Below are 15,939 nucleotides of genomic sequence, written 5' to 3'. Positions count from 1 at the left end.
GTTGTCCGGTGATGTACTCAGCGCATGAGTCACGATGGTCCGCGCGAGGAGGACTTCCGGGCTCTTGCCCGTAGCTCACCGTGGCGGTTCCAGACCCTCCACTTCACGCACCGATCCAGCCCGTCCGACGACGACGGCGGGGTTGAGGCATGGCTCGACCGCCCGTCCCAGTGCGTGACCGTCCGATCCAAGGGCGTGGTCGGGGTCGCCGGCGGCGTGCCGTACAGCGGGTCGGCGGGGACGGACCGACCACTCGGCGTGCCCGAGTTTCGGGCCGACGGGCTGGTCGCACGCCGACCGCCGGCGTGGCACCTGGTTCGGGGCGACCCGATGTGGCGGGACTACCGGTGGACCGCGATGCTCGACCCGGACGAGCTCGACCACGGCGTGCAGATCCGTGATGTGGCCGCGGCCGTCCGTCTGGGGCGTGAGACGTGGTCGGCCACCTGTGTGCCCCTGGTCGGGGCGGGCGAGGACTGGGTCGGCGGGTATGACCCCCGCTGCGGATGCTGCCCGTTGCTGGACAGCCGGGCGAGTCGGTTGGTGGAGTACGGACCGGATCACCCGATTACGGGCGCGGACGGCATCCCCACGACTTACCGGGTGCAGCTGGACGTGCAGACCGCGGTGGTTGTACGCATCGATGCCTTGGACCGCGCTGCAGGCTTGGTGCTGTCCAACGAGATCCACGGTGTCGACACGCGTCTCGAACCACCAGGACCGTCATCTTCATGAGTCGATGAGTGCCATGGTGTGACACTTCTCGTGTGCAGACTCTCGAGAGCGACCGCCTCCTGATACGCCCCTGGTCAGCAGAGGACGTCGACTTCGTCCTCGACATGTACTCCCGCTGGGACGTGCAGCGCTTCATCGGCCGGACTCCGAAAGTGATGTCGAACCGCAGTGAGGCCGAGGCCGCGGTCGCCCGCTGGAACACCGGCGACCACCCGACGTACGGGATCTGGGCCATCGAACACCGCGAAAGCGGCGACCTGCTCGGCACCCTGATGCTGAAACCGATCCCCGCCTCCAGCGACGAGGATCCACTGCCACCCTCGGGTGACATCGAGATCGGTTGGCATCTGCACCCCGACGCGTGGGGTCACGGTTACGCCGCGGAGGGAGGCACTCGCATCCTGCAGCACGCCTTCGACTCCGGCCTCGCCAGAGTCGTCGCGGTGACATTGGAGGCGAACACCGCGTCCCAGGCTGTGGCGCGACGCATCGGGATGACCCACGAGGGGCCGACCAACCGCTACTACAACATGACGTGCGAGTTGTTCACCGCCACCCATCCGGGGTCCGGCGGCGACCGGATCGCCGCGTCACTGTGACCGTGAGACGTCAGATGCCAGCAACCCGGCGCCGCTCCGCTCACTCCTCGACGTGCAGGGAGCGCCAGACGGTCGCGGCGTTCGGGTCGCCCGAGGGAGCGCTGTCAGTGCGGAGCTGCACGAAACCCTCGCGCTCGTAGAAACGGGCCGCATCGCGGTTCCCAGCGAAGTGTTCGAGCACCACGTCCTGGACGCCGTAGGGTCGTGCCGCGATCGCTGCCTGTAGGAGGCCGCGGCCCACCGACCGGTCGCGCCAGTCTGGCCGCACGTAGAGCTTCCACACGACGTACGCCCCGTCGAACTCTCCGGTCTCGCAGACCCCGACGATGGCGCCACCATCCTCCGCGACCCACTCGTGTCCCGCGCGCACGGCGTCGGTGGTGCGCCGAACCGACCACCAGTCGAGCTGCGCGAAAGCGGCCTGCTCGCCGAGGATCGGCCGGTAGTGCTCTGGCACGACCTCCGCGCCGAACGCGAGGATCCCCGCGACGTCGTCAGGGGTCGCTGCGCGCACGAGCATCCGAGCCTCTGGATGAGAAATGCGCCTCACCACCCTCTACTGAGGGCGGCTCAGGTCGGCCACGTCCGCCAGCCGCCGGTACCCCGCCGCCTCGTACGTGGCGATCCCGCCTGTGTTCGCGCTCCGGGTGCAGACGGTTGCGCTCGACGACCCCATCTGCCGTAGGGCGGCTGCGGCGGCGATGCAGATCGCCCGGCCGTAGCCACGGCCTCGGTGCTGCGCATGCACCCCCATGGGTTCGAGCAGTCCCGGCTTCCCCGGGCCCGCGGACCACACCGTCACCTCGGCGACCGCGTGGCCGTGGTCGTCATACGCGACCAGTGATCGAGCGTCGGCGTATGCCGGCCCCTCCGCCATCGCGTGCCAGCGTTCGTCGGTGAACCTCTGACTTTCGAACGCCGATCGATGCACCACGGTCTGCTCGGACGCCTGACCGGGCCCGATGAGCTCGATGCGCACCCCCGACTCCCCCACCGGATCCCGAAGGTCTCGCGAGAGCGGAGTCCACGCTTCGCCCGCGACCCACCCCTCATCGGCGAGGAACCCCCGGAGCACTGCGGCATCACGCGCCTCGACGGCCACCTTCCCCGCCGGCAGGACCCCGCGCTCCACCTGCGTGATGTCGGCTGCCATCCGCCGTGCCAGCTCCTCGTCGTGCTGAGCGTCCGGTGCAATCGTCAGCCGCAGCACCTCTGGCCCGTCGAGCAAGCCCACGGCGACGAGTCGTCCGTCCCGGGCCCAGGTGCGCATCGCCGCCGCGGTGGCCTGCGCACCGGATGTCCAGTGCCACCCCAGATCGCCCGGATGCAGCGGCACGGTCGGCCCGTCGTACTGCCACTCCCCCAGCGCGCGCACTGCGTCGCCGAGATCGACGACGTCCGGGGTCTGCAAGGTGATCGTCATGCCCCGATCAGACACGAGACAAGCATGCGGCCGCATCCCATTTTCGGAACGCAGCGGCGGGGCCAGCGGCTTCGGAGACTTGCCGGGATCTTGCCGCAGCAGTGGGCAGTTGGCGAGGCGTCCTACCCCCTGTCGGGCTGCGACATGCCGGCGCGTGGGGTGGGCGGTCGGCCGCGACCTCCACCGGCCGACCGCCAGGTCAGTGCTCGCGCCAGCAGGCCAGCACGAACGACGCCACGGTGTACGCGAAGTCCTTGCGGGTGGTCTTGTCGACTCCGACCACCGGCTTCATCGCGGTCGCGTCGACCTCCAAGGTGAGGTTGTCCCGCACGAAGGACGCGGTGCCCCCAGCGGTCTCGTACGCAGGAAGGCCGAGCGATGCCAGACCGCTCAGGGTCGACACCTTGGCGGCACTCGCTTTGCGGGAGTCGAAGTACGCGCGGGCCGTGGCGTCGTTCGTGGACTGCTTGACGCGGAGCACGAGATTGCCCTCAGCCAGCGGGTATGTGCAGGTGAAGAGGTTGTCCGACCACTTCGTGGTGCCCTTCGGGGTCGCGCTCAGCTTCAGCGCGTCCTTGATGTTGGCCGGGACGTCCCCGCCGCACACCATCAGCGCCTTCTTCGGCGGCGTTGCGCCCATCGTTTGACCGGGCGCCATCGACATCCCGGCCATGGAGTCGCCCTTGCTCGAGGACGACGAACTGGACGACGCGGACGGGCTCGTGGACCTGGACGACGACGTACTGCTCGTCGTGGTCGACGCCCCGGATGAGGAGGAGCTGCCGCACCCGGCAAGCACCAGGGGCGCGGCGGCGAGAACGACGATCGCCGTGCTGCGGATCTTCATGATCATCCTTCGACTCGCGGGCGTGCGGTGACATTGACGTATGCGGACCGCCGCGCTGCCGCCTGGGCCTGGCGGCAGTCGCGGTGGTCATCAGGTGTTCGTAGAGACCAGCCTGCCGGATTGCCCGCCCATACCCGCGCCCAGGGTTCCGTCGTACACGCGACGCGCCACCCTCACCTCATCGACCGTCCGAGGTGAGCGTCGCGACAGGGTCGCGCCCGCGGACACTCGCGGGTCAGTTCAGCGTGCGGTCGAGGAGGGCGCGCAACTCGCGGAACGACCGCTCGGTCGCCTCGTGGTCGTACGCCGCAGTATCGGACATCGAATATCCGTGCGGCGCGCCGGAGTAGACCTCGTTCTTGGCGGTGAGGCCCGCTCCGTCAAGCGCCGATCCAAGGGACTGCACGTTGTCCGGGGTCATCGACCGGTCGTTGTCGGCGTGACCGAAGACGAACTCGGCGCGCGCTGTCGAGATGCTCATGTGCGGACTCTGCGGGTCGTCCGCCACCAGTCCCCCACCGTGGAAACCAGCGCACGCTGCAACGAGGTCGGGATGATCGCCGGCAGCGCGGACCGCGAGACGTGCGCCCATGCAGTAGCCGAGGACACCGACGGGGGTGCTCACGTCGTCACGCGAGGTCAGCGCGTCCAGCCAGGCCTGCGTGTCAGGGCGTGACTGCTCGGGGGTGAGTTCGTGGACACGCGGCATCGCCTTCTCGAAGAACGCCGCGCGGGCCTCGTCACTGTCCAGCTCACCGGCAGGCGAGGTCTCCGCCGCCGTGCCGACGCGGTAGAAGACGTTCGGGACCAGGACGACGTATCCCCACGAGGCAATCCGGTCGGCCATCTCGTGCAACCGCGGCCGAAGGCCGATGGCGTCCATGTAGAGGAGCACTCCGGGGTGCGTGCCGCCCCCGTCCGGTGTGGACACCCATGCCTCTGCCGGACCTGACGCTGCCTGCACTTCGATCATCATGTGCTCGGACGTTACATAGGCAAGCTGATCATCTGGAGGGCGGGTGCCGTCCTGGCCCGCTGGGCTTCGCTCGTGGGGCGCAAGGGGTTCATCTAGAGGGTGTGGACAAGCGCTCTCTTGCGCGGGGGATGTGGATAACTTCTGCTCGAATAGTGCTGCCAAATATGAAGATTCGACCAATTGACTATTGCGCATTGCTTCGAACGCGCGTACGATGAGAGGTAGATCGCAGACCTGCCGGGCGACTGCAAAGGGGGTGGGTGCGGATGAGTGTCGAGGGGATCTCTCGGGTGCCGAATGCGTCGCTGCCGCCTGCCCCACCGGTGGTGCCGGCCGGTCCCGGTGCGGCGCCTGAGCTGCTGGGTCGGCTGGCCGATCTGGTGGCGGACCTTCAGGGGTGGCCCGGTGCGCTGTACCAACTGAGTGAGGCCCAGCTGGGTGGGTTCGTGGCCGCGATGGTGGGTTTGTCGTCGCGGGCCGAGTCGCTGGCGGCGGTCGCTACGACCGAGGCGGTCACCCGCGGGACCGTGGCCAACTCCACGGCAACGGATGCGGGTGGCTGGGTCGCTAGTTGTGTCACCGAGAGTGACGGTGCCGTTGCCGACTCATCCGCCTGCCGGCGGGTGGGTGTGGTCGCGACCGGGTGCGCTGACCCTCGTAACCGGGTCGTCGCCGGTGCGTTGGCCGCGGGGGTCGTCACTGTGCGATGCGCGCAGGTCGCGCTGCGGGAGGCACCGAAGGTGTTGCCGGTGATCCCCGGTGCCGATCGGGACGAGGTCCTCTCCTGGTACCTCGCGTTATCGCACACCGGGGCCCGCACCCTGCGGGACCTGTCCGCGCGAATCATCGGCCGGTTCGCCCCCGAAGTCCTCGTCGCCGACGAAGAACACCAGCAGGCCTGCGAAACGCTCACGTGGGCGGACCTGCCGAACGGGTTGACCCGGTTGACCGCGGACCTGTCCACCGGTCACGCCGCGGTGATCAAACACGCCATCCAAGCCCTCGCCGCCCCCGCTCCCGCATCGTGCCCCGCCGCCGCCGCGGCCGGTGGTGGTGTTGCTGCAGAGACCGACCCGGTATCCGGCCTGGGTGCCGGTGTCGTGGCCGAGCGGGACACCCGCACCCCCGGCAAGCGGCGCGCGGACGCGCTGATGGAACTGGCCGACACTGCGGCCCGGTTGCTGGACGAGGACCGGTCCCACAGCAACGGCAACGTCGGCGGGTCGGCCAAGATCGTCATCACCTTCGACCACCAGACCCTGATCGACCAGCTCACCACCGCAGGCCACCTCCCTGGCGTCGGGCGAACGATCAACGGTGACCTGCTCGACGCCGGGACCCTGCGGCGAATGGCATGCAACGCCGACCTCATCCCGATGGTTCTCGGTGGCGAGTCCGAACCCCTCGATGTCGGGCGCACCCGACGCCTGTTCACCGGTGGACTCAGAACCGCGATCATCCACCGCGATGAAGGGTGCACGTTCCCGGGCTGTGATCGACCACCCGACTGGTGCAAAGCCCACCATGTGAAGCCCTGGTGGGCCGGCGGCAAGACCAACCTTCAGAACGCGGCACTGCTGTGCGGCCGCCACCACACCATCGTGCACCGCGACCTGCTCACCGCCACCGTCACACCCACCGGCGTCACCTGGAACCCCACCCCCGGACTCATGCCACAACAGCCCGGCCACCAAGGCAGGGGCGCGGCATGACCCTGACGGCGTTTACCACCACTGACGGCGTTCGAACACCGTCAATCGACGCGAACACCGTCAACGTGGATGCGCAAGACGCGCGGCGTACGAGCGGCTCAGAGAGCGATGCCGAGCAGGGCGTCGACCGCCCTCGCGACGAGCGGCGACGCACCGCCGGCAGTCGCGGTCGCGCACCAGTCGTCGATGAGCTGGAGCGCCCGCGGCGCATCGAGGTCGTCGCACAGCGCGCGACGGATCCCGTCGACGAGCACCTCGGCGTCGCCATCCTCACCGCGGCCCACCGCATCCCGCCACCGGTCGAGCCGCTGCTCGGCCGCGGCGAGAAGGTCTGGGGTGTACTCCCACTCCGTGCGGTAGTGCTGGTCGAGCAGCACGAGGCGCACCGCCATCGGATCGTGGCCGGCGAGCGTCAACTCCGAGACCCGCACCAGGTTGCCCTTGGACTTGCTCATCTTCTCGCCGTCGAAGCCGACCATGGCCTGACGCGCGTAGTGCTCGGCGAAGGGCTTGTCGCCGGTCAGCGCGACGGCCTGGACGGCGCTCATCTCGTGGTGCGGGAAACGCAGGTCGGTCCCCCCGCCCTGCAGCTCGAAGCCCATGCCGAGGTGGTCCAGCGCAATCGTCGTGCACTCCACATGCCAGCCTGGGCGACCGGGACCGACCGCGCCGCCGTCCCACGACGGCTCACCCGCACGGGCACCGCGCCACAGCAACGGATCGAGCTGGTCGCGTTTGCCGGCGCGATCCGGGTCTCCCCCACGGTCGGCGAAGACCGACATCATCTGCGCGCGGTCCCAGCCGCTGACGTCGCCGAACGACGACTGCTGGGACAGATCGAGGTAGACATCGGCCGCACCGTCCAACGGCCCGTCGTCCTCGGGGATCGCGATCGTGTACGCCGCGCCGGAGGCGAGCAGGCGGCCGACGACGTCGATGTGACGAGGCATCGTCTCGACCACGCTCACGAAGTGGTCCGGCGCGAGCACCCGCAGTGCGGTCATGTCGTCCTGGAACAGCGACACCTCGCGGTGTGCGAGATCGCGCCAGTCGATCCCGTCGCGAGCCGCACGCTCCAGCAGCGGGTCGTCGATGTCGGTGACGTTCTGCACGTAGAGCACCTGACGACCGGCGTCGAGCCAGACTCGCGCGGCGAGGTCGAAGGTCACGTAGGTCGCCGCGTGGCCGAGGTGCGTCGCGTCGTACGGGGTGATCCCGCAGACGTACATCCGGGCGGTGTCGTCGCGCAGTTCGACGGTGTCGAGTGCGCCGGTGACCGGGTTGTGCAACCTCAGGTCCTGGCCGCTGCCCTCGACGGTGGGAATCTTCGGGGAGGGCCAGGACTTCACGTCGGTCAGCCTATCCGGGTCACCAGAGCGGCCATGGCAGTGGTGTGCGTCCCTCGGGGACCTTCGGGTAGGTTTCCTCCCGCAGCAGCCGCGCGCACCGGGACCGCAGGGCCTCCAGTTCGAGGTGTGTGAGGAGACCCTCGAGGGGGTTGTCCTCGCGCAGGAATTCCGCGAGACGCTCCAGACGCAGCAGATTCTCCTGATCGATGGGGTCGCCCGCGAATCCCCACAGACAGGTGCGCAACTTCGGCGCCGAGTTGAAGCAGAGCCCCTGGTCGATCGCCCACACCCGGCCCTCGTCCACGATGATCGCGCTGGCCTTGCGGTCGGCGTTGTTCAGGACCGCGTCCAGCACGGCCAGATCGCGCAGCGCCTGTGTGGTCGAGTGCGACACGATCTGAGAGCGGTCGTAGTCGTCGAGCACCGACCAGATCGGCACGTACCCCTCGGGCACGTCCGAGCCGTGATCCACCCGTAGCAGCTCGTGGTCCGGACGCTCGTCCAAGGGTCCGACCCACTGCTGCACCGACCCCGCGCCCAGGGGACCGTCGCGCATCACGGTGGGCGGGATGAGATCCCAGCCGCCGACGTCGGACACCATGAACGCCGCGACCTCGCGAGCGGCCAGCGAATCGTCCGGGAAATCCCACAGCGGCCGTTCGCCGCGAATCGGCTTGTAGACGGCGGCTATCGGGTCGTCGCTGCCGGCCCACACCCGCAGTGCGACGTTCGAGGCGTCGACCAGTCGACCCTCGATCTCCAACTCGCCCTCGCGCAACGTCGCGAGGATGTCGTCGGAGCTAGCGTCGATAGCCGTTGGCACGGGGACACACGTGGCCGGTGGGTTCGAGGGGCTCCCCGCAGAACGGACACGGCGGGCGTCCGCTCGCGACGGCGGCGAGGCTGCGGCGGGCGAACTCACGAGCCAGTTCGGGTCGCAGCACCACGCGCATGAGGCTCGCGTCCGGCTCGGTCACCTCGACCAGGTCGGCGCCGGTCTCGTCGGGTTCCAGCGACACCTCGCGGTCGTGACACTCGATGATCACAACCTTGCGGTCGGCCTCCCACGCCAGGCTCATGGTGCTGACCCGGAACTCGTCGTCGATCGGCGTGCTCAGCGGGTCATTGTCCTGGGGCGCCTGGGGGACGTCCGCGGTGGCGTCGACCTCATCGAGCAGGTCGTTGACGCGCTCGGCGAGCACCGCCACCTGCTCCTTCTCCAGGGACACCGACACCACGGCCCGGCCCTGTACGGCCTGCAGGAAGAAGGTGCGTCCTCCGGGCGGGCCCACGGTGCCGGCGACGAACCGGTCCGGGTGCTCGAACTCCAACAAACGCATGCTCAGACTCTAATCGGCGACATCGGCGACCGATGAACCGGTGGACCCGGTCGCGACCGTGTCGTGACCGTGCGCGTCGCCGGCGCCGTCCGGCCCGGTCGCCGCAGCGTCCTGACCGGACCCGTCGGCGACGCCCGTGGAGCCACCAGGTGTGGCGTCGCCGCTCGATTCCTGCTTGCTCGGCAACAGGTCGGCGACGTCACGCGCCTGGTCGTTGACGCGTACGACGAACGGCCGGTTGGGGGTGTACCGCACCACCGACAGCGACGCCGGGCCGGTCATGATGCGCTGGAACTGGTCGAGGTGCAGCCCGAGCGCGTCGGCCAGGATGGCCTTGATGACGTCGCCGTGGGACACCGCGCACCAGACCGCCTGCGGCCCGTGCTCGGCCTCGATTTCCGCATCCAACCGGCGTACGGCGGCGACCGCGCGGGCGTGCATCCCGGCGAGCGACTCGGACTCGAAGTCCTCCGACGGGGGGAAGACGGCACCGGCCGGGTGGTCCTGCACGGTGCGCCACAGGGGTTCCTTGGCGAGCTCGGAGATCTTGCGTCCGGTCCACGCGCCGTACTTGCACTCCCCCAGGTCCTGATCGGTCTCGACCTGCAGGCTGTGCGGCGCGGCGACCGCGGCGGCGGTCTCCTGGCAGCGTTCGAGGGGACTCGAGACGACGCGCGCGATCGGGAGCACGGCGAGCTGCTCGGACAGTCGTCGCACCTGTTCGCGACCGGTGTCGTCGAGGTGGACGTCGGGGGTCCAGCCGGCGAGGACGCCGGCAGTGTTGGCCGAGCTGCGGCCGTGCCGCAGCAGCAGGAGAGTCGCCATCAGTCGGCGAGGCCTTCGCGATCGAGCACCTCACGCATGAGCACGAGGGTGGCCAGGCGATCCTCCAGCGATTCCCCGACCGGCGCGACGTTGATCGTGGTGACACCCGCCTCGGCGTACCGGTGCAGCCGCTGCGCGATCCGGTCCTTGGGACCGATCAGCGAGGTCTGGTCGATGAAGTCGCGCGGGACGGCACCCGCCGCCTCGCGGTGCTGGCGCTGCAGGTAGAGGTCCTGCACCGTGCCGGCCTCCTGCTCGAAGCCCATCCGCACGGCAAGCTTGTTGTAGAAGTTCTTGTCGCGCGACCCCATCCCGCCGATGTAGAGCGCGGCGTTCGCGCGCAACCGGTCGGCCGCCACGTCGAGGTCGTCGTCGACGCTCACGCTCACGGACGCGGCCACGTCGAAACCGTCCAGGTGGTCGTGCCCGGCCTTGGCCCGACCGGTCCGGATCTCGGCGAGCTGCTCGCCGACGTACTCGGGGCTGACGAAGATGCCGAGCCACCCGTCGGCGATCTCGCCGGTCAGCTGCAGGTTCTTCGGGCCGATCGACGCGAGGTAGATGGGCACGTTGGGACGCTCGGGCAGCAACAGCAGCCGCAGCGCCTTCCCCGGACCGTCGGGCAGGGGCAGCTGGAAGTGCTTGCCCTCGTGCTCGACGTTCTTGCGGGCGAACGCCGCCCGGATGATCTCGACGTACTCCCTGGTGCGGCCCAGCGGATCGTTGAAGCGCACGCCGTGCCAGCCCTCGCTGACCTGGGGACCGGACACACCGAGACCCAGGTGGAACTTCCCGCCGGTGATCCGGTCGAGGGTGGCCGCGGTCATCGCCGTCATCGCCGGGGTGCGCGCCGGGATCTGCATGATCGCGCTCCCCCAACCCATCTGCGGGGTGTGCGCGGCCAGGTACCCCGCCAACGAAGGGATGTCGGAGCCGTACGCCTCGGCGAGCCACGCCACGGCGTACCCCTGCCGGTCCGCCTCCCGCGCGAGAGTCACCATGCTTTCCAGGTCGTCCGTGCCGGTCGTGCCCCAATAGCCGAGGTTGAGCCCAAGTCGCATGGTCCAGACGCTAACGCACCACCTCCGGGGCCTACGGTGTGCACCGTGCGCATGCGAACGGTGGGACGGTCCGGTCTGCGGGTGAGCGCACTGGCGCTCGGCACGATGGGGTGGGGCAGCGAGGTCGACCAGAACACGGCGGCCGAGCTCCTGGACTCCTTCCGCGACGCGGGCGGCACGCTGGTCGACACCGCGTACGGGTACGGCGACGGTGCCAGCGAGCAGATCCTCGGCGCGCTCGTTGCCACCTCCCGGGATGAGCTCACGCTCGCCACCAAGGCGGGCATCTCGCGGACCAGCGGCGCCCGCGTCGTCGACACCTCGCGTGGCACCCTGCTCGACCAGCTCGACGCCTCCCTACGCCGCCTGCGCACCGACCGCGTGGACCTCTGGATGGTGCACGCCTGGGGCGACACCGCGCCGATCGAGGAGACGGTGTCGGCGATGGCGTACGCCGTCTCCTCGGGTCGCGCGCGCTACGTCGGGGTGTCGAACCACAACGGCTGGCAGCTCGCCCGGGTGGCGACGCTGCTGCAGGCCGAAGGCGTGCCGGTCGTCGCGGATCAGATCGAGTACAGCCTGGTGGCCAGGACCGCCGACTCCGACGTCCTGCCCGCCGCGGAACATCTGGGCGCCGGCATCCTGGCCTGGGCACCGCTGGGTGGCGGAGTGCTGACGGGCAAGTACCGGCACGGAGTCCCGGCGGACTCCCGCGCCGCCGGGGGCCGGCACGAGAACTGGGCGCGCCGGCGGGTGGACAACGGGTCGGGGACCATCGTGGATGCCGTGGCGACAGCGGCCGAGGGGCTGCGGATCAGCCCGGTGCAGGTGGCGCTGACGTGGTTGAGGGAGCAGCCCGGCATCGCCACGGCGATCGTGGGCGCGCGTACGCCCGGGCAGTTGCGGATGGCGCTGGGAAGCAACGCGATCGACCTGCCCGATCAGGTCAGGGACGCACTGGACGAGGTGTCCCTGCACTCGGAGTAACAGCGCAACCAGGTACGCCGCTCAGCGCGCGGTCGGCGAAGGTAGCGGGCTCAGCGCCCCGGAGTGGCGGGACCGCGCTCGAACTCGACGTCCTCATCATCCAGATCCTCGGCGGCGTCCTCGTCGGGATCATCCAACTCGTCCGACGACTCGTCGTCATCGTCGTCGTCCTGGTCGTCGTCGAGGTCGTCGTCGTCGAGGTCGTCGTCGTCCTCGTCGCCTTCGTAGACCTCCAGCGGGGTGACCTCACCGAACGCGTCCATCAACGACTCGTCGTACGCGTCGAAAGAGTCGGCGACCCGGCGGTACGCCTCGACGACCGCCGGATCGTTCTCCCCCCGCCGTGCACGTGAAGCGGCCAGGTGCTCTTCGAGCGCGTCGGTGAAGCGCTGCAGGGCAACTCGCGGATCGATGGGCATGCCCCCGACCGTATCGGGTGTGTCGCACAATAGGCAGTCATGATCGAGTACGAGTACCGCATGCTGCGCTTCCCGCGGCACGCGAGCCGGGGTGACATCCGCCAGATCCTGGCCGACGAGGCCGAGTACGGCCACTGGGAACTCGCGCGCGTACGGCTCTATATCGGCGGTCACCGACGGGTGTGGCTGCGCCGCAAGATCATCCGCGTGCAGCGCACCGCCTGACGCCCACCCGCGCGACCGCACTCTCGCGGGAGCGGGTGCCGCGCGGGTGGAGAAGGTCAGCAGTCCGCGAGGAAGCCGCCCAGCACCCGTGTGCCGAACTTCAGCGCATCCACCGGCACCCGCTCGTCGACACCGTGGAACATCGAGGAGAAGTCCATGTCCGCCGGCAGCCTCAGCGGCGCGAATCCGTAGCCGGTGATGCCGAGGGTCGCCAGCGCCTTGTTGTCGGTGCCACCGGACAGGCAGTAGGGCAGGATCGCCGCACCCGGATCCTGCGCCAGCAGCGCCTGCTTCATCTTCTCCACCAGCGGCGCGTCGTACGGCGCCTCCAGGGCGATGTCCTTGTGCACGACCTCGACCTCGACGTGCTCGCCCGCGAGCTCGGAGATGATCGACATCATCTCCTCCTCGTGACCGGGCAGGAAACGACAGTCCAGCGAGGCACTGGCGCTCTGCGGGATGACGTTGTGCTTGTAGCCGGCGTTCAGCATGGTGAAGTTCGCGGTGTTGCGCAGGGTGGCGTTGACGAAGGCCGACGCACCGGCCAGATCGGGCAGCAGGTCGTCGACCGAGTCGTCGTCGTACGGCTTGCCGGTCAGGTCCGACAATCCGTCGAACAGGTCGCGGACCGAGGCGATGAACTCCCGCGGCCACGGGTGCGCATCGATGCGGGCGATGGCCTCGGCGAGGCGTACGACGGCGTTGTCGTCGGCCACCAGCGAGCCGTGCCCGGCTCGACCATGGGCGCGCAGCGTCAGCCAGGCGATGCCCTTCTCGGCGGTCTGCAGCAGGTAAGCGCGCTGGTCGACGCCCTCCTTGTTGCGCACCGTGACCGAGTAGCCGCCAACCTCGCTGATTGCCTCGGTGACGCCCTCAAAGAGGTCAGCACGGTTCTGCACGAGCCACTGCGAGCCCTTGACTCCCCCGGCCTCCTCGTCGGCCAGGAACCCGATCACCAGATCGCGCGCGGGCTTCTTGCCGGTGCGAGCGAGGTCACGCACGCACGCCAGGATCATCGCGTCCATGTCCTTCATGTCGACTGCGCCACGTCCCCACACGCAGCCGTCACGGATCTCGGCGCCGAACGGATCCGCCGCCCAGTCGTCGGCGTTCGCCGGCACGACGTCGAGGTGTCCGTGCACGGCCAGCGCGCCACGCGCGGAGTCCTCGCCCTCGATGCGCACCAGCACGCTCGCCCGGCCCGGCTCGCTCTCCACGAGCTCTGGCTCGAGCCCGACCTCCTCGAGACGCCCCATCACGTACTCGGCCGCCTTGCGCTCCCCCGGACCGCTGCCGTCGCCGTAGTTGCTGGTGTCGATGCCGATGAGGTCCTGGCAGAGCTGGACGACCTCGTCTTCGGGCTGCGCGTCAGTCATGCCTCCCACTGTGCCACCTCGCGCACCAGGTCCACGGTGTCGGCTTCCTCGGCGCGTTTGTCCTCGCGGTAGCGCAGCACGCGAGCGAAACGCAGCGCCATCCCGCCGGGGTACCGAGTGGATCGCTGCACCCCGTCGAACGCGATCTCCACCACCTGTTCGGGACGCACCGTGACGGTCCACCCGTCGTCCGCGGTGGCCAGCTGGGAGAAGCGCTCGGTCTGCCAGGCCAGGATCTCGTCGGTCATCCCCTTGAAGGTCTTGCCGAGCATCACGAAATCCCCCGTCGCCGGATCGCGTGCGCCGAGGTGGATGTTGGAGAGCAGTCCGGTGCGCCGCCCGCTGCCGCGCTCGACGGCGAGCACCACCAGGTCGAGGGTGTGCCGGGGTTTGACCTTGACCCAGCCCGCGCCGCGACGGCCGGCAGCGTACGGCGCGTCGAGCGACTTGACGACCACGCCCTCGTGACCGGCCGTGACCTTCTCCTGGAAGAACTGCTGAGCGACCTCGGGATCCGCGGTCTCGACCCGCGGAATCAGATAGGTCCGCGGCACCAATGCGGTCAGCCGGGCCCAGCGCGCGCTCGCGGGCACGTCGATCAGGTCGTCTCCGTCGATGTGCAGGACGTCGAAGAACCAGGGAGTCACCGGTGTCTCGACGCGCAGCTGTGCCGGGTCCTTGCGGCTGGCGGTGCGCGCACCCGTGACCTGGAAGGGCTGCGGCACGCCGTCCTCACGCAGGGCGATGACCTCGCCGTCGAGCACCAGCCGCTCAGCGGGGAGAGCCAGCACCGCCTCCAGGACCTCCGGCAGCCGGTCGGTGACCTCCTCCAGGCTCCGGGTGAAGAGCCGAACCTCACTGCCCAGCTTGTGGGCCTGGATGCGGATGCCGTCGAGCTTGCACTCCACCGCCACGGCCTCCCCCGTCGACGTGACGGCCTGCATCGCGTCACTCACGGTCGTCGCCGACGCGGCGAGCATGGGCCGCAGGGGTCGCCCTGGCAGCAGACCGATCTCGGCGAGCGCGGACGCTCCCCCGCGCAGGGCCGCCGAGGCGACGGGCGCGGTGAAACCCGCCAACATGACGGCGCGTCGTACGGAGGGTGCGGGCACCTGGGCCGCGGCGGCGATCGCCGCGAGCATCACACCGTCCTGCGCACCCTGGCGCAGCTCGCCGGTGATGAGGCCCTTGAGGAAGGTCTGCTCCGGCTCGGTGGCCGCGCCGAGCAGCGCGCGGAGGATCTGCTCGCGTGCGCCCGCCGAGCCAGGTCCGCCGGCGTCCGCGAGCTGCTGCATCGCCTCGTCGGTCTGCGCGACGGTGAGTCGGGGCGTGGCAGCCGGCTCGGGAACCGCCGCGAGAGTGCGGTATCCGACGCCTACGCGGCGCTGCGGAAGCACGCCCGACAGGTACGCCGCGACGACCTCCACCTCGTCGGGCTCCTCCTGTGCCGCGGCGCCCAACAGGTCGGCCACCAGTTGCGTCTTGGCGTTGCGCGAGCGCGTCGCACCGACCTTTGTGGAGACGGAGACGAGATCAGCCAGCAGCATCCGGTCAGTCTGCTGGTAACCACCGACACTCGGTGTCAGGGCCTGGTCGCGTATTTCACCGGGCGGCCCGTGAGTCGATCGACGACCGTGCGTCCCGCGAGCGGCGCGCGCAGATGTACGGGGACGGGGACAATGAAGCCTTCAGCAGTTCGAGCACAGCCGTTGCACTCGAACCGCTGATAACTCATGGCGACGACGACCCGGCTCGACGACTCACTGACCACCCTCGCAGTCACATCCTTGTCACCCCCGGCCAACATCGCGGTGCTGAGGACCAACGCACGGGCGTCGGAAGATGCGGACTCGTAGGAGGCGACGGCGACGCTACTGCGGTGGTAGCTGATCTTGCCGTCGGAATGGAGCTGCCAGACGAGACCCACGACCAGGCCAACGACGACCACCCCGGCCGCGAACCACGATGCAATGCGCTTCATCGATCCTCCCTCCCCTTCATCCTCAGGACGCCGCACGCTGCTCCCTGGTTGGGCGGAAGGACGGCCCAGCCCGGTGGAGCACGT

The 15,939-nt window shown here is 69.5% G+C and carries 19 protein-coding genes; 6 read left to right on the top strand and 13 right to left on the bottom strand.

Translation table 11 applies throughout. From position 1 onward, the window contains the following. The first annotated feature begins 24 nt into the window (after positions 1-24). Both J4030_RS05890 and J4030_RS05885 read left to right on the top strand, forming a co-directional pair. Positions 25-735, top strand: a complete 711-nt coding sequence (locus J4030_RS05890) for a hypothetical protein (protein WP_208048286.1) — start codon at positions 25-27, stop codon at positions 733-735. 32 nt (positions 736-767) lie between these two features. Further along, entirely contained in the window at positions 768-1,334 is a 567-nt protein-coding gene (locus J4030_RS05885) for a GNAT family N-acetyltransferase (protein WP_208048285.1), read from the top strand. A gap of 40 nt (positions 1,335-1,374) precedes the next feature. Here J4030_RS05885 and J4030_RS05880 read toward each other — a convergent pair whose 3' ends face one another. The 3 genes from J4030_RS05880 to J4030_RS05870 form a co-directional block, all read right to left on the bottom strand. Next, positions 1,375-1,854, bottom strand: a complete 480-nt coding sequence (locus J4030_RS05880) for a GNAT family N-acetyltransferase (protein WP_208048284.1) — start codon at positions 1,852-1,854, stop codon at positions 1,375-1,377. Positions 1,855-1,890: 36 nt separating this feature from the next. Further along, positions 1,891-2,757, bottom strand: coding sequence for a GNAT family N-acetyltransferase (locus J4030_RS05875; RefSeq protein WP_208048283.1), 867 nt, complete (start codon positions 2,755-2,757; stop codon positions 1,891-1,893). A 199-nt stretch (positions 2,758-2,956) separates the two neighbouring features. After that, positions 2,957-3,430, bottom strand: a complete 474-nt coding sequence (locus tag J4030_RS05870; protein WP_208048282.1) for a hypothetical protein — start codon at positions 3,428-3,430, stop codon at positions 2,957-2,959. Here J4030_RS05870 and J4030_RS05865 point away from each other — a divergent pair. After that, complete coding sequence (locus tag J4030_RS05865; protein WP_208048281.1) at positions 3,429-3,635, top strand: hypothetical protein; 207 nt, start codon at positions 3,429-3,431, stop codon at positions 3,633-3,635. The two genes, J4030_RS05870 and J4030_RS05865, sit on opposite strands and share 2 nt — an antisense overlap. 204 nt (positions 3,636-3,839) lie before the next feature. On the opposite strand, the gene J4030_RS05860 is transcribed toward J4030_RS05865, so the two are convergent. Further along, complete coding sequence (locus tag J4030_RS05860; RefSeq protein WP_307864584.1) at positions 3,840-4,535, bottom strand: dienelactone hydrolase family protein; 696 nt, start codon at positions 4,533-4,535, stop codon at positions 3,840-3,842. A gap of 311 nt (positions 4,536-4,846) precedes the next feature. On the opposite strand from J4030_RS05860, the gene J4030_RS05855 reads away from it, so the two are divergent. Further along, positions 4,847-6,292, top strand: a complete 1,446-nt coding sequence (locus J4030_RS05855; protein ID WP_208048279.1) for an HNH endonuclease signature motif containing protein — start codon at positions 4,847-4,849, stop codon at positions 6,290-6,292. A gap of 98 nt (positions 6,293-6,390) precedes the next feature. Here the strand turns inward: J4030_RS05855 and mshC are convergent, their stop codons facing one another. Genes mshC through J4030_RS05830 form a run of 5 tightly spaced genes read right to left on the bottom strand, consistent with a single transcriptional unit; the run spans position 6,391 to position 10,867 of the window. Further along, a complete protein-coding gene (mshC, locus tag J4030_RS05850) occupies positions 6,391-7,641 on the bottom strand; it encodes a cysteine--1-D-myo-inosityl 2-amino-2-deoxy-alpha-D-glucopyranoside ligase (protein WP_208048278.1) in 1,251 nt (416 codons plus the stop codon). Between the two features lie 19 nt (positions 7,642-7,660). Then, positions 7,661-8,464, bottom strand: a complete 804-nt coding sequence (locus tag J4030_RS05845) for an SCO1664 family protein (protein ID WP_208048277.1) — start codon at positions 8,462-8,464, stop codon at positions 7,661-7,663. Beyond that, complete coding sequence (locus J4030_RS05840; protein ID WP_179480772.1) at positions 8,442-8,981, bottom strand: DUF3090 domain-containing protein; 540 nt, start codon at positions 8,979-8,981, stop codon at positions 8,442-8,444. Before J4030_RS05840 ends, J4030_RS05845 begins: the two co-directional genes overlap by 23 nt. Positions 8,982-8,990: 9 nt before the next feature. After that, positions 8,991-9,806 (bottom strand): histidine phosphatase family protein, encoded by an 816-nt coding sequence (locus J4030_RS05835; RefSeq protein ID WP_208048276.1) that lies wholly within the window; start codon positions 9,804-9,806, stop codon positions 8,991-8,993. Next, entirely contained in the window at positions 9,806-10,867 is a 1,062-nt protein-coding gene (locus J4030_RS05830) for an LLM class F420-dependent oxidoreductase (protein WP_208048275.1), read from the bottom strand. The genes J4030_RS05835 and J4030_RS05830 overlap by 1 nt, the downstream gene beginning before the upstream one ends. A 51-nt stretch (positions 10,868-10,918) precedes the next feature. Here J4030_RS05830 and J4030_RS05825 point away from each other — a divergent pair, with 51 nt between their 5' ends. Beyond that, positions 10,919-11,854: an aldo/keto reductase gene (locus J4030_RS05825; RefSeq protein ID WP_243762957.1), complete on the top strand. Its 936-nt coding sequence runs from the start codon at positions 10,919-10,921 to the stop codon at positions 11,852-11,854. A 50-nt stretch (positions 11,855-11,904) separates the two neighbouring features. On the opposite strand, the gene J4030_RS05820 is transcribed toward J4030_RS05825, so the two are convergent. After that, entirely contained in the window at positions 11,905-12,273 is a 369-nt protein-coding gene (locus J4030_RS05820; protein ID WP_208048273.1) for a primosomal protein, read from the bottom strand. A 39-nt stretch (positions 12,274-12,312) separates the two neighbouring features. Here J4030_RS05820 and J4030_RS05815 point away from each other — a divergent pair, with 39 nt between their 5' ends. Continuing rightward, positions 12,313-12,498 carry a DUF5703 family protein gene (locus J4030_RS05815; RefSeq protein WP_179480782.1) on the top strand — a complete coding sequence of 62 codons (186 nt, stop codon included), beginning with the start codon at positions 12,313-12,315 and terminating at the stop codon, positions 12,496-12,498. A 56-nt stretch (positions 12,499-12,554) separates the two neighbouring features. On the opposite strand, the gene J4030_RS05810 is transcribed toward J4030_RS05815, so the two are convergent. The 3 genes from J4030_RS05810 to J4030_RS05800 are packed head-to-tail and all read right to left on the bottom strand — an operon-like array spanning position 12,555 to position 15,891. Beyond that, on the bottom strand, positions 12,555-13,874 hold the full coding sequence (locus J4030_RS05810; protein WP_208048272.1) for a M20/M25/M40 family metallo-hydrolase: 1,320 nt from the start codon (positions 13,872-13,874) through the stop codon (positions 12,555-12,557). Next, on the bottom strand, positions 13,871-15,421 hold the full coding sequence (locus J4030_RS05805; RefSeq protein ID WP_208048271.1) for an ATP-dependent DNA ligase: 1,551 nt from the start codon (positions 15,419-15,421) through the stop codon (positions 13,871-13,873). The genes J4030_RS05810 and J4030_RS05805 overlap by 4 nt, the downstream gene beginning before the upstream one ends. Before the next feature lie 35 nt (positions 15,422-15,456). Beyond that, positions 15,457-15,891 (bottom strand): hypothetical protein, encoded by a 435-nt coding sequence (locus J4030_RS05800; RefSeq protein WP_208048270.1) that lies wholly within the window; start codon positions 15,889-15,891, stop codon positions 15,457-15,459. Between the last annotated feature and the right edge of the window lie 48 nt (positions 15,892-15,939).

This window comes from Allobranchiibius sp. CTAmp26 (assembly GCF_017565405.1).
Classification (GTDB): domain Bacteria; phylum Actinomycetota; class Actinomycetes; order Actinomycetales; family Dermatophilaceae; genus Allobranchiibius.
This window is presented reverse-complemented; position numbering and strand designations above follow the sequence as displayed.

What these genes read in the sequence shown, in the direction of transcription:
- J4030_RS05890 (WP_208048286.1), top strand. Translation starts at nt 25, where the DNA reads ATGAGTCACGATGGTCCGCGCGAGGAGGACTTCCGGGCTCTTGCCCGT.
- J4030_RS05880 (WP_208048284.1), bottom strand. Translation starts at nt 1,854, where the DNA reads ATGCTCGTGCGCGCAGCGACCCCTGACGACGTCGCGGGGATCCTCGCG.
- J4030_RS05875 (WP_208048283.1), bottom strand. Translation starts at nt 2,757, where the DNA reads ATGACGATCACCTTGCAGACCCCGGACGTCGTCGATCTCGGCGACGCA.
- J4030_RS05865 (WP_208048281.1), top strand. Translation starts at nt 3,429, where the DNA reads ATGGAGTCGCCCTTGCTCGAGGACGACGAACTGGACGACGCGGACGGG.
- J4030_RS05870 (WP_208048282.1), bottom strand. Translation starts at nt 3,430, where the DNA reads ATGGCCGGGATGTCGATGGCGCCCGGTCAAACGATGGGCGCAACGCCG.
- J4030_RS05855 (WP_208048279.1), top strand. Translation starts at nt 4,847, where the DNA reads ATGAGTGTCGAGGGGATCTCTCGGGTGCCGAATGCGTCGCTGCCGCCT.
- J4030_RS05840 (WP_179480772.1), bottom strand. Translation starts at nt 8,981, where the DNA reads ATGCGTTTGTTGGAGTTCGAGCACCCGGACCGGTTCGTCGCCGGCACC.
- J4030_RS05835 (WP_208048276.1), bottom strand. Translation starts at nt 9,806, where the DNA reads ATGGCGACTCTCCTGCTGCTGCGGCACGGCCGCAGCTCGGCCAACACT.
- J4030_RS05830 (WP_208048275.1), bottom strand. Translation starts at nt 10,867, where the DNA reads ATGCGACTTGGGCTCAACCTCGGCTATTGGGGCACGACCGGCACGGAC.
- J4030_RS05825 (WP_243762957.1), top strand. Translation starts at nt 10,919, where the DNA reads ATGCGAACGGTGGGACGGTCCGGTCTGCGGGTGAGCGCACTGGCGCTC.
- J4030_RS05820 (WP_208048273.1), bottom strand. Translation starts at nt 12,273, where the DNA reads ATGCCCATCGATCCGCGAGTTGCCCTGCAGCGCTTCACCGACGCGCTC.
- J4030_RS05815 (WP_179480782.1), top strand. Translation starts at nt 12,313, where the DNA reads ATGATCGAGTACGAGTACCGCATGCTGCGCTTCCCGCGGCACGCGAGC.
- J4030_RS05810 (WP_208048272.1), bottom strand. Translation starts at nt 13,874, where the DNA reads ATGACTGACGCGCAGCCCGAAGACGAGGTCGTCCAGCTCTGCCAGGAC.
- J4030_RS05805 (WP_208048271.1), bottom strand. Translation starts at nt 15,421, where the DNA reads ATGCTGCTGGCTGATCTCGTCTCCGTCTCCACAAAGGTCGGTGCGACG.